General features: G+C 63.2%; 16 protein-coding genes and 1 tRNA gene. 5 read left to right on the top strand and 12 right to left on the bottom strand.

Annotated features, from left to right (window positions below):
- The first annotated feature begins 19 nt into the window (after nt 1-19).
- Nucleotides 20-898, top strand: a complete 879-nt coding sequence (locus FJ426_RS15325; RefSeq protein WP_140561495.1) for an SMP-30/gluconolactonase/LRE family protein — start codon at nt 20-22, stop codon at nt 896-898.
- Nucleotides 899-966: 68 nt separating this feature from the next.
- Here the strand turns inward: FJ426_RS15325 and FJ426_RS15320 are convergent, their stop codons facing one another.
- The 9 genes from FJ426_RS15320 to map form a co-directional block, all read right to left on the bottom strand.
- Entirely contained in the window at nt 967-2,283 is a 1,317-nt protein-coding gene (locus FJ426_RS15320) for an ArgE/DapE family deacylase (protein ID WP_140561493.1), read from the bottom strand.
- Nucleotides 2,284-2,285: 2 nt separating this feature from the next.
- Nucleotides 2,286-3,242, bottom strand: a complete 957-nt coding sequence (locus FJ426_RS15315) for an ABC transporter permease (RefSeq protein ID WP_140561491.1) — start codon at nt 3,240-3,242, stop codon at nt 2,286-2,288.
- Complete coding sequence (locus FJ426_RS15310) at nt 3,239-4,165, bottom strand: ABC transporter permease (protein WP_246675550.1); 927 nt, start codon at nt 4,163-4,165, stop codon at nt 3,239-3,241. Before FJ426_RS15310 ends, FJ426_RS15315 begins: the two co-directional genes overlap by 4 nt.
- A gap of 68 nt (nt 4,166-4,233) precedes the next feature.
- Complete coding sequence (locus tag FJ426_RS15305) at nt 4,234-5,220, bottom strand: autoinducer 2 ABC transporter substrate-binding protein (RefSeq protein ID WP_140495805.1); 987 nt, start codon at nt 5,218-5,220, stop codon at nt 4,234-4,236.
- A 31-nt stretch (nt 5,221-5,251) separates the two neighbouring features.
- Entirely contained in the window at nt 5,252-6,022 is a 771-nt protein-coding gene (locus tag FJ426_RS15300; RefSeq protein ID WP_140495806.1) for an ATP-binding cassette domain-containing protein, read from the bottom strand.
- A 27-nt stretch (nt 6,023-6,049) separates the two neighbouring features.
- Nucleotides 6,050-6,826 carry a glutamine amidotransferase gene (locus FJ426_RS15295; RefSeq protein WP_140495807.1) on the bottom strand — a complete coding sequence of 259 codons (777 nt, stop codon included), beginning with the start codon at nt 6,824-6,826 and terminating at the stop codon, nt 6,050-6,052.
- Between the two features lie 36 nt (nt 6,827-6,862).
- Nucleotides 6,863-8,044: a PfkB family carbohydrate kinase gene (locus FJ426_RS15290; protein ID WP_140521013.1), complete on the bottom strand. Its 1,182-nt coding sequence runs from the start codon at nt 8,042-8,044 to the stop codon at nt 6,863-6,865.
- 231 nt (nt 8,045-8,275) lie between these two features.
- Nucleotides 8,276-9,001, bottom strand: a complete 726-nt coding sequence (radC, locus tag FJ426_RS15285) for a DNA repair protein RadC (RefSeq protein WP_246675555.1) — start codon at nt 8,999-9,001, stop codon at nt 8,276-8,278.
- 112 nt (nt 9,002-9,113) lie between these two features.
- The gene (map, locus tag FJ426_RS15280) at nt 9,114-9,941 is read right to left on the bottom strand and encodes a type I methionyl aminopeptidase (protein WP_140517079.1); all 828 of its coding nucleotides are present in this window, start codon (nt 9,939-9,941) and stop codon (nt 9,114-9,116) included.
- 209 nt (nt 9,942-10,150) lie between these two features.
- Between map and FJ426_RS15275 the strand changes: the two genes are divergently transcribed.
- The 4 genes from FJ426_RS15275 to FJ426_RS15260 all read left to right on the top strand — a co-directional run bounded on the left by FJ426_RS15275 (nt 10,151) and on the right by FJ426_RS15260 (nt 11,771).
- Nucleotides 10,151-10,549: a hypothetical protein gene (locus FJ426_RS15275; RefSeq protein ID WP_140521011.1), complete on the top strand. Its 399-nt coding sequence runs from the start codon at nt 10,151-10,153 to the stop codon at nt 10,547-10,549.
- Between the two features lie 108 nt (nt 10,550-10,657).
- Nucleotides 10,658-10,894, top strand: coding sequence for a hypothetical protein (locus tag FJ426_RS15270; RefSeq protein ID WP_140547213.1), 237 nt, complete (start codon nt 10,658-10,660; stop codon nt 10,892-10,894).
- Between the two features lie 178 nt (nt 10,895-11,072).
- Entirely contained in the window at nt 11,073-11,369 is a 297-nt protein-coding gene (locus FJ426_RS15265) for a DUF982 domain-containing protein (protein ID WP_140517077.1), read from the top strand.
- A gap of 138 nt (nt 11,370-11,507) precedes the next feature.
- A complete protein-coding gene (locus tag FJ426_RS15260; RefSeq protein ID WP_140495883.1) occupies nt 11,508-11,771 on the top strand; it encodes a DUF6074 family protein in 264 nt (87 codons plus the stop codon).
- Between the two features lie 40 nt (nt 11,772-11,811).
- Here FJ426_RS15260 and FJ426_RS15255 read toward each other — a convergent pair whose 3' ends face one another.
- The 3 genes from FJ426_RS15255 to FJ426_RS15245 all read right to left on the bottom strand — a co-directional run bounded on the left by FJ426_RS15255 (nt 11,812) and on the right by FJ426_RS15245 (nt 14,712).
- Entirely contained in the window at nt 11,812-12,954 is a 1,143-nt protein-coding gene (locus tag FJ426_RS15255; RefSeq protein ID WP_140555339.1) for a hypothetical protein, read from the bottom strand.
- Between the two features lie 167 nt (nt 12,955-13,121).
- Nucleotides 13,122-13,196, bottom strand: a tRNA-Glu gene (locus FJ426_RS15250).
- Nucleotides 13,197-13,464: 268 nt separating this feature from the next.
- The gene (locus FJ426_RS15245; protein WP_140495817.1) at nt 13,465-14,712 is read right to left on the bottom strand and encodes a YcbK family protein; all 1,248 of its coding nucleotides are present in this window, start codon (nt 14,710-14,712) and stop codon (nt 13,465-13,467) included.
- Between the last annotated feature and the right edge of the window lie 186 nt (nt 14,713-14,898).

The following is a 14,898-nucleotide window of genomic DNA, read 5'->3' as shown; positions in this document are numbered from 1 at the left end:
CAACAAAGAGGAGGACGGCATGAAGATCGAAGTCGTGGTGGACGTAAAGACCACGCTGGGCGAGGGACCGCTCTGGGACGTCGAGCAGGAGCGCCTCTACTGGATCGACAGTTTCGACGGGCGCGTCTTCCGCGCGACCGCCGACGGGCGCGAGATCCGCTGCTGGGACGTGCCGATGAAAATCGGCTCGATGGCGCTGCGCAAGGATGGCAGCGGCGCTGTCGTCTCGTTGCAGCGCGGTTTCCATCTGCTCGATTTCGCCACCGGCGAGGTGACGCTGATCCACGATCCGGAGCCGGACAAGCCGATGAACCGTCTCAACGACGGCAAGGTCGACCGGCGCGGCCGCTTCTTCGCCGGCTCGATGGACACGATGGAGGAGGGGCCTTCCGGCGGTCTCTATCGGCTTGATCCGGATTTCTCCGTCACCAGGATCGATTCCGGCATCATCTGCTCCAACGGTCCATGCTGGAGCCCCGACGACCGCACCTTCTATTTCGCCGATACCTGGACCGGCGAGATCTGGGCCTATGATTACGACATCGCGACCGGTGCGGCCAGCAACCGCCGCACCTTCGTTCGCGTCGATACCAGCCGCGGTGGTGCCGCCGACGGCTCGACCGTCGATGCCGAAGGCTGCCTGTGGAATGCGCTGGTCTATGATGGAAGGCTGGTGCGCTATGCGCCGGACGGCAGCATAGACCGTATCATCGACATGCCGGTGAAGAAGATCACCAGCGCCATGTTCGGCGGACCGAAGCTCGACACGCTCTACGTCACCTCCATGGCCAAGCCGCCGCTGCCGCGTTTTCCCGGCGATGGCGTGCTGCGCGGCAGCCTGTTCGCCATCACCGGCCTTGGCGTGACCGGAGTTCCCGAGCCGAGGTTTGGTGGCTGACGGGCGGCCGCCTAGCCGCTCCCCCGGACGTTTCTCGCAAACTCTCCTGCCGCCCGCAATGAGCTAAACTACCGGCACCATTTCTCCACCGCTAAGGCGATGGCCTTCGTGCAGTCGACGAGATCGCGCACCGAAACGCGCTCGTTCGGCTGATGCGCCTGCGCCGGATCGCCAGGACCGAAGTTGACGGTCGGGGTGTTGCCCAGGCCGGTCGGCAGGCCGATGTCGCTGTGTGCGCCGAAGCCGCTCAGGGCCGGCGACAGGTCGGCTGCTTTGACGGCCTCCTGGAACAGGCCGACAAAGGGGTTGTCCGACGGGATCTCGGCGCAATCGGCATCGAGGATCCATTCGACACGGGCAGGGTGCTTTCGCAGATAAGGATCCGCCTGGCAGACATTGGCGATGTGCTCTTCGATTTCGCGTTTGACATTGCCGCCCAGCCTGAACTCGTCATGCTCGCTCGGCAGATACTGTGCGTCGATGATGATCTCGCCGCGTCCTGCCATGGAGGATGGATGTTCGCCGGCATTGATCTGGGTGACGATGATCTGGTTGGGCAGGTCCATCAGCGGGTGGTTCTTCCTGGGATCGAACATCCATCGCCGGTTGAGGATGTCGATGCCGTCGAGGATCTGCCGGCAAAGCTGGACGGCGTCGACCGGGCCGCTCGAATACCAGGCGTTCGGCGTCAGTTCGGCATGGCCGCCTATGCCGTCGATGATGATCTTGCCCCACAGAATGCCGTGACAAAGCGGTGCGATCCTGTTCGCCGTCGGTTCCGTCATGATGCCGGCGTCGGCGCGAAAGCCGCGATCGACCATGGCGAGCGACCCCATGCCGCCGATTTCCTCGTCGACGACGGTGGTGAAGACGACGTCTCCAGACAAGGGAACATTGAGCTCCTTCAGGATCTCGACGGCCATCAGCATGCAGGCGACGCCGCCCTTCATGTCGACCGTGCCGCGACCGTGCAGGAATCCATCCTTCAGGACAGGCCGGAAGGGATCGGTGGTCCAGTGCCCGGCGGCACCCGGCGGGACGACGTCGATATGGCCGGTCAGCATGATGGACCGCCCGCCGCCGGTGCCCTTCAAAACGCCGCCTAGATTGGGCCGGCCCTCGAACGTCCTGCCCTTGTTGGCGCCGGCACGTCCCTTGTATTTTTCGTAGAGTGCCGGGCCGTCCGGATCCCAGAGATCGGTCGAGAAGCCGAGCGCCTCAAGGCGCTTTTGCAGGTAGAGCTGGCAATCGCGCTCGCCCGGGCCGGCCTCCTTCGGATTCGATTTCACGATCGAGGGGAAGGCGACGAGATCGCTCAGCGTCTTCACGATGCGCTCGGCGGCTGCCTCGACGCGCGCGGCGATGGTCTCTTCCATGGAAGGCATTGTTATCTCCAACGTTGGGAAAGTCGGTCGGCGAGAAGGACGAAAACCAGAAGGGCGCCGACAATCCCCACCTGCCAGACCGTGTTGATGTTCAATTGCAGAAGGCCGGTCTTCAGCGTGACCAGCAGCAGGACGGCCGCGAATACGCCGCCGACGCCACCGCGCCCGCCAGTGATGACGATGCCTCCCAGCATGGCCGCGGTCAGCGATTCCAGTTCGAGGTTCTGGCCGATATTGGGCCTGCCGCTGCCGAGCCAGGCGAGAGAGACGAGGCCGGCCGCACCGGCAAGCGCGCCGCTCAGCACATAAAGGATGAAGCGCACGCGATCGACCGGAATGCCGACCAGTTTGGCCGAGCGTTCATTGAAGCCCATGGCGTAGATCCAGCGCCCCCAGGCCGTCGAGAGCAGCACGAGACCGGCAAGCGCGAAGCAGGGGACGGCGAGCGTAAGGAAAGGCACGGGGATGCCCATGATCGCACCGCGCCCCCAAACGAGCAGCCAGGCAGGCACGCCGGACTGGGCCGCGCCGCCGGTGACCGCAAGCGCCAGGCCGGAATACACGAAAAATGTTCCCAGCGTCGCGATGAAGGGGAGAAGGGCGAGCCCGTTCACCAGCCATCCGTTCAAGGCGCCGAGCATAGCGCCAGCCAGGATGCAGACGACCGGCAACAGAAGGGGTGGCAACCCCAGCTTCAGGGAAAGCATGGCAACGATCGCCGAGAGCGAAACGGCGCCGCCAACGGACAGGTCGATGCCCGCGCCCCCGGCCAGGACGACCAGCGCCTGTCCAAGGCCGACCAGGGCCAGGATCGTCGAAAATTGCAAAATCGTGGTGACGGTGCCGAGATTGAAGACCGAAGGCTTGAGCGCCAGCAGGCCGACAATAACGACCAGCCAAAGGCCGCACAGCAGAGCCAAAGTGAGGGCGGGGCCCTGCAGGTTCCGGATCCTGTTCATGCGCGGGCTCGCAGGAATTGGGCAAGCGGCAGCCGGTTGGAGACGGCTTCGAAGCCGAGCACGCCGATGATGAGAACACCGGTAACCACAGGCTGCCAAAGCGAGGGAACGCCGATCAAGAGCAATCCATTCTGGAGAATTCTCAGAAGCAGTACACCGAAGACCGTGCCTATCAAGCTGCATCTGCCGCCCAATATGCTCGTGCCGCCGAGAATGACCGCGGCGATCGCATCGAGCGCCAGCGTGCTGCCGATCGTCATCTCCACATTGCGGTAGGTGGCGACGTAAAACGTGGCGGCAATGCCAGTCAGGACGCCACTGATGACGAAGGTCATGAAGCGTACCTTGACCACGGGGATTCCGGACAGCCGGGCCTTTTCCTCGGAATTGCCGATCGCCAGCAGGTGCGGCCCGTAGGGGGTTCGCCGCAACGCCAGCCAGACGACCAGATAGGCGATGGCAATGACGATGGCTGGGACTGGAATGCCGAGTACGGTGGTTGCCAGAAGATTGGTGAGGCTCGAGGGCAGGCCGGAGAGCCACTGCCCGCCGAGAAGGACAAAGACGGCGGTGCGGTAGACGCCAAGCAAGCCGAGCGTTCCCACGATTGCCGGAATGCGACCGAGGACGACGACGGTGGCCGTCACGCAGCCGAGCAGCGCACCGACCGCAGGGCCAGCGATGAGCGCCAGCAGCGGATTGCCCCCGGCGCCGAGCACACGGCCGATCGCTATTGCCGCCAGACCCATGACGATGCCGATCGAGACGTCGATGCCGCCCATGGCCAGCAGCAAGGTCATGCCAAGGCCGATCAGCAGCAGTTCGACGCTGTTGCGCAGGACGGTCGCCGCATTGCCTGGCGTCGCGTAGTGGGGCGATGCGACAGAAAAGATGACGATCGCCAGGAGACAGGCGGCAAGCAAGGACCACTCCCGCCCGTTCATGGCCAAAACGCCGTTTCCAAACTGTCGCACCGTGTTCATCCCAAGGCTCAGAAGTTGAACTTGTCGACATTGTCCTTCGTGAAGACCGCCGGCGGTCCGAGCAGCAGGATGCCCTTGGCGGCATCATAGGTGGCGGGCTTTTCGAGGCCGGCGATCTTGTTTTCCGCTTCGAAGCTCTTGCCGTCGATCAACTGCTTGCCGGCCCAGACCGTGAGATAGCCCAGCTGTTCGGGATCCCACAGCACGGTGAAGCCGAAGGCGCCGCTCTTCAGGTAGGATCGCGCCGTGTTCGGGCTGCAATAGCCCGTGCCGATGACGGAGCCGATCTTACCGGCGGTTTCGATGGCCTGGGCGACGCCCGGACAGGTCGAGGATGCGACGGCGATGATGGCCTTGATGTCGGGATTGGCGGCCATGAGATCGCCTGATATCTGCGCGGCGCGCTCGGCCGTGCCGCCAGCGAATTGCGGAGCGAGCAGTTTCAGCTTCGGATATTTGGCGGTGGCCTCTTTCTGCATGAAGCCGATCCAGGCGTTGAGATTGGACGCCGTCGCCTCGCCGGAGACGATGCCGATCGTGGCGTCCTCGCCGACGCGCTTCACCAACTCATCGATGATCGTCGTGCCGAGCCCTTCGTCGGTCGCCTGCGCCACATAGACGGCACGGCCGCTGTCGGGTGCATCGCTGTCGCTGGTGAAAAGCTTGATGCCCTTGGCCTTGGCGCTCTCGACGACGGGCGCGATGCTGGACGCATCCAGCACGCTGACCGAGATCGCCTGGACACCCTGGTCGATCAGGTTCTGCACGATCTGCAACTGATCGACCGGGTTGGTGTCGACGGGGCCGGAATAGATGAAATCGACGCCCAGGTCCTTCGCGGCGCGATTGCCGCCGGCTTCCATGGCATTGAAATAGGGTATGCCGATCAATTGCGGGACGAAGGCGACCTTGGGCTTGTCGGCGGCATGCGCCGCCGTGGCGACCACGAGTGACAGCACGGAAACGGCGAGCGCTTTTTTGAGTTGAGAAAGCATTGGTTTATCCTCTCTGGAATGGACGTGCATTTCAGTTTGATTTTTCAAGCGCCCGCACGTCGGGATGAGCGCCTGTTATGAGCGAAACGACTTCCTCGTGATTGGTCTCGGCCGCCAGCCGTTCGGCCACCTTGCGGCCGCGCCGGAACACCACGATGCGGTCGGCGACCTCGAACACTTCGGAAATGTTGTGGCTGATGAGGACGACGGCACAACCGCGCGCGGCAAGCCGCCGCGTTAGTGCGAGGACCTTGCGGGTTTCTGCAACGGCTAGGGCCGCCGTCGGCTCGTCCATGATGACCAGCCTGGCATTCAGATTGAGGGCCCGGCAGATGGCCACGGCTTGGCGCTGACCGCCGGACAGGCTGCCGACGGGTGCTTCCGGATCGGAAATATGCGCGTCGAGCTCTTTCAGCAGGCCGTCGACGCGCTGGCGCATTTCCTTGCGCTTCAGGAAGGGAATACCCAAAATGGAGCGTTTCAATTCGCGGCCGAGAAAGACGTTTTCGGCAATCGACAGGTTTTCCGAGAGCGCCAGTTCCTGAAAGATCGTCGCGATCCCCGACGACGCCGCATCCTTGGGCGAGGAGAAAGCCACCGGATTGCCCTCGATGAGAAGCTTTCCATCGCTGGGCGGATGGGCGCCCGCCAGGATCTTGATGAAGGTGGATTTGCCGGCGCCGTTGTCGCCGAGAAGCGCCAGCACCTCGCCGGAGCGGATTTCCAGGTCGACATCGGCAAGCGCAGTCAGGGCGCCGAAGCGCTTTGCGATATTTCTGGCGACAAGAAACGGTTCTGTCATGGCGGTTCCCCGGCGGTTGCTGGTCGGCTAGACGGCCTTGCTGACCCAGCGCAGCACGTTGGTCCAAAGACGCGCATAGCCCGGCCATTCCACGAAGCTGTTGGGCAGCCAATGCGGGCCGATATCCGACGTCCAGGCCAGCGTGCGGCCCTGGCCATGGCGGCCGGTGACCAGCAGCGGATGACCGCCGTGATCCTGCGGCAACCGTGCGAGGATTTCGACGTCATCGCGATCGCGAGCGACGACCTCGTTGGCGCCGAGCAGCAGCGGCCATTCGCCTTCGATGCCGGCAAAGATCGGGTGATCCTTGGGACCGGTGATTTCAGGCCGGAACCCTTCGGGAATCTCGAGCCGGTCGTCATAGGGGAGGCAGGTTACCGGCAGCGCCTCCTCGACGGCCGTGCGGTGCCAGCGCGCCTTGCCGTCGATGCCCTGGAAAGAGAAATAGCCGCCGATCATGACCATGCCACCACCGGCCTGCGTCCAGTCGCGCAGAAGCTTGAGCCGGTTGGGCACTGTCTTGCCGTGCAGCCAGACATCGGGGTGAAGCAGCAGCGAGTTCGCGCCGATGTCGGAGAGGATGATGGCCTTGTATTGCGACAGGCCCTCCGTGGTGAAAGGCAGCTTTTCGACGGCTTCATGGGCCGGCATGTAGTCGAGGTCGAATTCGCTGCTCTTCAAGGCATCGACCAGCGGCGTCGCGCCCAGGTGAAAGGTGACGCTGCCGAACTGATCGAACCCCTTGTAGTGGGTCGCCGAACTCATCCAGCTCTCGCCGACCAGAAGCACTCTTGTTTTCGCCATGACCAATACTCTCCTGGGTTCCCGTAAGTTGTTGGTTCAGCTTGCCAACATGGCGTTGTTCGCCAAAGCGGCAGCCTTCAAAGTCGCGAAATCCGCGATGTAGCCCTGTGCGCCTTCGACCGTGGTCGTCAGGCTCGCGCCGATCGCCGCATGGCGGGCGGCGTCGTCCAGCGACGCACCATGCAGCCAGAGGCTTAGGAATATGCCGGCGAAGCTGTCGCCGGCGCCCGTCGCATCGACGCGGTCGACAGGCAGTGCCGGCACCTCGATCTGCGGTCCGCCATTCGCCGGAAAGACGACCGCGCCAAACTCGCCGAGAGTGAGCACGACCGTTCCGCGCGGCTTGATGCGCGCCAGCATCAGCCGCACCTCTTCGATCATCGTCGCCATCCTGGAGCGAAAGTCGAAAATCTCCCGCATCATCACATCGTTGATGAAGGTCAGGTCGATGTGCCGGACCATCTGCGTGAAGGTTTCAGGCGTGCGTGCGCTCTTGGGCAGGCCGGCCGAATGCAGGCTCACCCTCCAGCCGGCCTGATGAAAGCGCGCGATGGAAGCGGTCATCGTTTCGTAGTGGAAGCCTTCGATGTGAAGACAGGCCGGGCGCGGTTCGGGCTGGATGTCCAGATTGGCGGTCAGATCGATCTCGCCGAGTTCGAACGGTTCACTGATGATCGTGCGGCTGCCATTGCGCTCGATGATCACGATGGCCTGCGAAAGGCGGTTGTTGGGCGTGTTGCGGATCGGCAATGCGTGGACGCCCAGTTTGGAAAGCGCGCCGAGCGCCCAGTCACTCTCCGGGTCTTCGCCGACCGCCGTCGCCAGTTCCACGTCGAGAGCGTAGGGCGCCCCAACACCGGCGGCGGCAACCGCGAGATTGGCCGCGGGCCCGCCCAGCGCCTTCTCGATATGGCTGGCTGTGATGCGGTCGTCGCGATGCGGCAGGACGTCGACGCGGCAGAGAAAGTCGACACTGACCCGGCCCGCGACCAGGAGCCTCGGCAGATGATCGAGATTCTTCGGCCTGTGGGGCGCGCGGCCCGGCAGCGAGCGCGCAAACGAACTCGGCCGGTACATCAGCGTGGCGATCGCCTTTTCGATGCGTTCGCGCGTGGCCTCCTTCAGGCCGGCGGTCCCATTGATGAAGTTCGACACCGTTCCGATGGAGACACCGGCGGCGCGTGCGACATCCGCTATGGTCGGGCGCTTGCGTTGCAATGGCAGGTTCCAATTGAAGCGTTTCAAACGGTATCAACGGAAAAGCCGCCCCTCAACGGAATTATGTTCTAAAAGGTCTGGAATCTGCGAGTGAATTTGGAAAACTATGGCGATATGGCCTCAATTTCGGGCCATTCGTTCCAGAATTGAACGATTTTCAAATTCTTGAGCCGAAAGACCGGGCCGGCGAATTGCCTGCTTTCATTCGGATAGCTTCGCCGAGCCGATGATCTAGATCAGCAGCAAGCCCTTCATGCTGGAATAGCCCTTGCGACCGATGATGATGTGGTCATGCACGGAAATGCCCAGCCGCTTGGCCGCGTCGATGATCTCCTTGGTCATCTCGATATCGGCACGCGATGGCGTCGGATCGCCCGACGGGTGGTTGTGCACCAGGATGATTGCCGTCGCCGACAGTTCGAGAGCGCGCTTGACCACCTCACGCGGATAGACGGGCGTATGGTCAACAGTGCCGGTCTGCTGCACCTCGTCGGCAATCAGCGTGTTCTTCTTGTCAAGGAACAGGATGCGGAACTGCTCGCGCGCCTCGAAGGCCATGGCTGACCGGCAATAGTCGAGAAGCTGCTGCCAAGAGGAGAGGATTTCGCGGCCATGGACCTCGCTGCGCGCCATGCGCTGGGCCGTCGCCGCAATGACCTTCAGGTCGAGCGCTACCACCGGGCCCACGCCCTTGACCTCCTGGAGGAGGCCGACGGGCGCGCCAAGCACCTCGGCCAGGGTACCGAAGCGGGAGAGCAGCGCCTTGGCGACCGGCTTGGTGTCGGCGCGCGGGATCAGGCGGAAGAGCAGGAGTTCCAGAAGCTCATAGTCGGGCAGGGCGTCCGAACCTGCCGAGGCGAAGCGTTCGCGCAAACGGTCGCGGTGGCCGAGATAATGCGGCTTCTCCTCGATCCTGCCGGCCTTCGCAGGAGGCCGGGCTGTCCCAGGAGAGTGCATGGTCGCGGAAAGCTGCGCAGGCTTTTCTGCAAAGAAACTGCGCTCGTCGTCGTCACCTGACATCTCGTCTGCCCCCCAGCTCCCCGACCGCGAGCGCCGGGAGAACGAAACATTAGGCTGGCAGGCCGGGGCGGTCGAGCTTTTTGGGGGAGAGCGTGAAGATCTCGCAGCCGGTGTCAGTCACGCCGATCGTGTGTTCGTATTGCGCCGACAGCGAGCGGTCGCGTGTCACCGCGGTCCAGCCGTCCGACAGGACTTTCACATGCGGCCGGCCGAGGTTGATCATCGGCTCGACGGTGAAGATCATGCCGGGCCGCATCTCGACGCCCTCATTGGCGCTGCCATAATGCAGGATATTGGGCGCGTCGTGGAACAACTGGCCGACGCCGTGGCCGCAGAAGTCGCGCACCACCGAGCAGCGCTCGCCCTCGGCATAGCTCTGGATGGCCGCGCCAATGGCGCCGGTGCGGGCGCCAGGCCTGATCGCGGCAATGCCGCGCATCAGGCATTCGTGGGTGACTTCGAGCAGGCGTTCCGCCGCGCGTTTTATGGTGCCGACGGGGTACATGCGCGAGGAATCGCCGTGCCAGCCGTCGAGGATGTAGGTGACGTCGATGTTGACGATGTCGCCATCCTTCAGCGGCTTGTTGTCGGGGATGCCATGGCAGACGACATGATTGATTGAGGTGCAGGAAGACTTGGTGTAGCCGCGGTAGTTGAGCGTCGCCGGCAGCGCGCCATGATCCATGCCGAACTCGAAAACGAAACGATCTATGGTGTCGGTGGTGACGCCGGGCGCAACCATCGGCACCAGTTCGTCGAGGCAGCGCGCCGTGAGGTCGCATGCCTTGCGCATGCCGGCAAAACCTTCCTCGCCATAGAGGCGGATCTGGCCGGTGTTTCTGAGCGGTGCCGTGGCGGCGTCGAGATAAGTGACCATTGGTGTCCGTCTTGCCGGTGTGGCTCTGCAAGGGAGCCGGCGTGAAAATCTCCCCAGATTTGGCACTTGAGGGCAAAAGGTTCAAGGAAGAACTGCCCGGACACCACCAAGCGGCAGGGATATTCGGCGCGCCCCGATGTCCTTGACGCCCTTGTTCCTTCCCTTTCAGTCGACCGTGCGGTAGGGCGAGGGAGGTTTTTGGAGATTTCATGAGCGTCGAGCACGCCAGATTGCCTGAAGCGCCGTTGAAGGCGGCCTGCTCATTGCTGATGAGCCTTGTGCTGCTGGCGATGCTGTCGCTTGGCCGGGCGGAGGTGCCCGTCTTTGCCGGAGCAGCCTCCGGTGTCGCCAGCGCCGGCGTGGAGCGGTCCGGCGAAGCGGCGGCGCTGCTGCGCATCACCGGCAAGGGGCAGGCGCTGGAAGTTCGTTCCGGCCGGCCGGCCCTGGTTAAGTTCGCCGGCGGCCATCCGGCCCTGCCGGCTCGGGACACCGTCTTTTCCTGGTTTGTTTCGGTTCCGCCGGCAGAGGTCGTCGCCGCCGACAGGGACGCCCGCACACCGTGGGCGACTGCCAATCAGCCGCGCGCGCCGCCATCGGTTCCGGCCTGAGCGGTTTCAACCGCTCCTTCACTCAAACCACTTCCTGTTCGCGCCTCGATCCGCGCGGCGGCTTCGGTCGCGCAGCGGTGCGTAGCGCGTCATTTCCGGATTGTTTCCATGCAACGTATCAAGACACTCAAGAGCCTTTCGCGCGCGGCCTGCGCCGCCATTTTCCTTTCCGTCCAGGCGCTCATCTGTATCGGAACCGTCTACTGGGCGCTGACGGAGACGCTCGGCCTTTCGGCGACAGGGGCACTTGTCCTTGGCGGGATTTTCGCTGTGCCGTCTGCTCTCGTGCTGCTTACGGCGGTGCGCATGGCCTTCGATGCGGAGACCGATCCCGCCAACCAGTAGCCGGACCGCCAAGGCGCCCGCGCTCGACAAGGCCGGGCGCCTTGGCGCTTGCTTGCGGCGGCTGCGGCAAAACGTCCATGACCGCGGAGACGCCACATTCCTGCGGTAGCGACCGGCCAGAGCAACTTTTTACGACGGATGGCGTTGCCGCTGGTGACGACAGTTCGGGAGATGGCGGATGGACAGACTGCAATTCGAGGTGCCGGTGCGTATCGCGCCCGGACCCGGCCTGCCTGTCGAGGAGATCTATAGCGTCGAACAGGCCCTTGATTTTCTCCAGGCCTGGCCGCTGCGCCGGCAAGGCCCGATTTACCAGAAGGCCTTCAACGCCTGCTTCGGCGCCACCGTGGACGTGGTCAAGACCGAGGATGCCTGCCGGGCGTTCATGGCGTTCTGCCGGGTGACCGGGCTGATGGCCCGGGACATGATGGCGCCGCGCAAGCGCGGTGGCCAGGCGAGAGGGCTGCAAGCCTGAGGTACGCTGCGCTCTTCGTTCTCCTGGCCGAACGAAGCATCGATGCCGATGCCATTAAGCTTCCGTTTCTACTTTCGCGGCTACGCCATGCTTGTTCGGCAATGGTTGATTCGTTGCGTCAGTCTCGTGGTTCGGAAGATGTCCCCAGAAAAAATCCGTGCATTCCCGATCGACCGTCAGGCATTCCTGGTTCGGGAGGTGGCTGCCAGGCTCGACAGTTTGCATGGCGACAGCGCCACCTCGTTCTGGAGGGCCAAGGCGACGGAGTTGTTCGATCTCGTCGTCAGGTCAGGCAGGGACAGGGCGGCGGCCAGCGACGAGGTGCGCAGGTTCTTCTTCGCCGTGCAAAAAGAGATATCGGCCGGCGCGGCCACTGAGCCGATGCCAATTCTTTCCGCCTGAAGTACTCCGCAAGGCGTCCCACAGCCGGTCCATGCCACCGCTAGCGGAACAGATATTTTGAAACTTCGGGGTTGCCGCGTCGCCACATGACGTTGTCAAGGAAGTAGTGGTGCACGTTGATGAAGATCAGCACTATGAAGAAGAACAGCGACGAACCCAGGACTTCCTTGTCGTAAGGGATCAAGGCAGTCAGTGCCGCCGGGATCAGCCAGAAACCGAGACCGCCGAGGACCCCGCCGGCGACGACGAACCCCAGGACTCGCGTCCTGTAGATCGGACCAAGAACGGACAGGATTCTGGAGTCCGGAACCTTTTGTGCATCGGGACCGTCCCGCTCGACATTGCTTTGATAGCGCCAGACCACGGCCAGGTACTGCAGCGAATGGAGAGCCGGCACCACGAGCAGCCAGAGCGGGTTTATTCTCACGACCAGGATCCAAAGATATAGGGATGCGATATAAGCGACGACGCCGTTATACGGCAGGCTGCCGCCATTTTTACTCCAGCGATTGATCAGCATCACGACGGTGGCGGCCGTGGAAGCGGCCGCGGCCGACAGCGCAATCGTGTTGAGCCACGCAGGCGTGGCAAACGTATAGTATTCCAAGCCGTAATATTTTGCTTGGCTGACCGCCGTGTTCGTCTGAAGCCATGCGAACAGCCATACGGCATAGCTGTTGACCAGCAAGATTTTCTTGTCCGGATTGGTGAAGAACCTGCGCTTCAACACGGCGTCCACCATCAACATGCCGTAGCCTTGCTTGACGTAGTGCCAGCCCACGAAAAAGAACATCGCGTTGGCTGCGTTTCCGAGCAGCCGGGCGTTCGCCGTTATCGAGCCGTAAGCAAAAAACCCGACCATGAGCAGGGGAACGACAATGCCGGCGAAAATGTAGCGGATCTGGAGGCCCCTGTCGTATCCCTCGCCGCGCACCTTGCTTCCAAAATTGCGATAGAAGAGTTGGTAAGAGTGGGCGAAATGCGGATAGTTTATCAAGTAGGCCAGGAAAAACATCGCCGCCGCAACAAGGCTGTCGTATTTGGTAGGCACGAAGTACAGGGCCGGCAAAATCAGGAATGCGCTGCCGCCAAGCATGAGGAAGTCGGCCAGCGGGCCAAAGAGATATCTTTGTGGCGGCGTCGCCGCAGGAGCTCGAGCATCCGCCGAAAGGTGAACTGCCATATTAGCATCCCCCTGGGAAAGCCGATTTAACCATCGAGCCTTGCCCTCGACAAGGTCGAGGCGGCGGAATGGTCAACACGTAAAATGACGTTCCGGAAGGGGGTGTTACCCTGTCCGGCGCAATAGCTCTTGACGCCGAAAGGAGCGGAGGGGACATCGAGTGAAGCTGGTACGCCCAAGGGGAATCGAACCCCTGTTACCGCCGTGAAAGGGCGGTGTCCTGACCGCTAGACGATGGGCGCGCTCAGATGAAAGCGGCTTATACTGGCGTTGTGCGCAACCGGCAACCCGTCAGGTGCCGGCTTGGACAACTTTTTTCCTGCCTGCCGAAGCGAGTGATTCACGCAGCGCCAGCGGCAATTTTTCTGGCGGCCGTCACCAGCCGCTGCGTGGATTTCCGGGCACTTTTCAGACGATTGCGGAAGCGGCCCGATGCAAATGCATGTCGCTCAAAAGTGAGCTCCGTTTCAGCGCGACGCGCTTTGGCGCGTCCAGCCGAACCGGCCCTGGTCAGCCTTCGCCACCGCTGCGCCGGCGGCAGCGCCAGTTCCAGTCGCGCTCGGGGCCGACGTCGACATGGACCGATTCGGTGTGGCAGTAGGTGCCGACGCCGCCGCGGCCGGGCATCGTCCTGACGTAGCTCGCCAGCTCCCATTTCGAGACGCCCGGCACCTGGATGTCGGCGGCGGCGCAATACATGTGCAGCGAATTCTTGGCGCCGTTGGCACGGCGGTTGCGGGCGGGGTCGCGATAGCCGGAGGTGACGACCATCTTGCGGCCGTAGTGGCCTTCGATCGTTTTGAGCACGCGCACCAGCGAGGGCTTGAGGCACGCCACGTCGACACTCTCGTTCTGCTTCAAGAGCCCGTTGGGCGCCAGGCGCGCCATGCCGGCGGCGGAAGCTACCTGGTAGAGGCCGCCCGAACCTTCATCCTCGTTGAGGTCGACGTCGCTTTCGTCGTCGAGGCCGGATTTGCGCTTGATCTCGAACAGCGCCGTCTGGCGGACGCCCGGCAGGGCATCGCTGCCGGTGATGTGACCTGAGTCGTCGCCGAGCGAAGCCAGCTGCACCGGTTTCGCCGTGGAATCGGCCGAGGCCAGTGTAATGATCGGCTTTGCCGCCGCCGGGGCGGGCTTGGCCTGCACAGCCGGCTGTTCGCCTGCGCGCGTGTTGACCAGTGGAGCGGGCTTCGCCGAAGCCGGCGTGGCGCCAAACATCGAGGCCAGGAAACCCCTTTTCTTCGGCGCCTCCGCTTGCTGCGCCTCGCCAGCGGTCACATAGACCGGATTGTTCATCGCCGGTGTGGCGGCCTGCTTCGGCGCCGTCACGGCCGCGTCGGCGGCGGCGATCTTCTGCGCCGCCGCATCGGTCTGCTGCGCCGTCTGCGGCTGCTGCTCCAGCGATTGCGGCGTGTTTCCGGCAATCGTTTCAGCTTCAGCCGGCGCGGTGAGCGGGAAGGCCGCCTGCGGCTTGGTAATCGGCACGTAGGCGACCGTCTCGGGCAGCGCTGTGTCGCCTTCCGCCATCACGGTGGTCTGCGTGGTCGCCGTCTGCGACGACGAATCGCCGGCCACGATCGGCTTGTTTGTCGAGGCTGCATTGATGTCCGACGCGGAGGCATTGTAGCCGGGCATGCCAACCGACATTGTGGGGTCGCCGGCCGAGGTGCAGGAGGCCAGGAGCACGGAGCAGAGCGCCGCCGCAATGGTGCGGCGTTCTCCCTTCGCGAGGCTCCACCCTGCTGATTTCAAAGTCAAATTCCCCCTCGATATCCGATCGGTATATCCTTGGCGCGGCGTCCGAACGGCTGCGTCGAGGTGCCCCTTGTCTCCGATCCGGAAACGAGACCTGTGTCAAATCAGCAAGCCTGGAAGTATTTTTGCGGCAATTGCCGAATTTAGGCGGCAAGATGGTTGACGACACCATTTCGCCCGCTTTTACGG

Source organism: Mesorhizobium sp. B2-6-4 (assembly GCF_006441495.1).
GTDB lineage: Bacteria > Pseudomonadota > Alphaproteobacteria > Rhizobiales > Rhizobiaceae > Mesorhizobium.
This window is presented reverse-complemented; position numbering and strand designations above follow the sequence as displayed.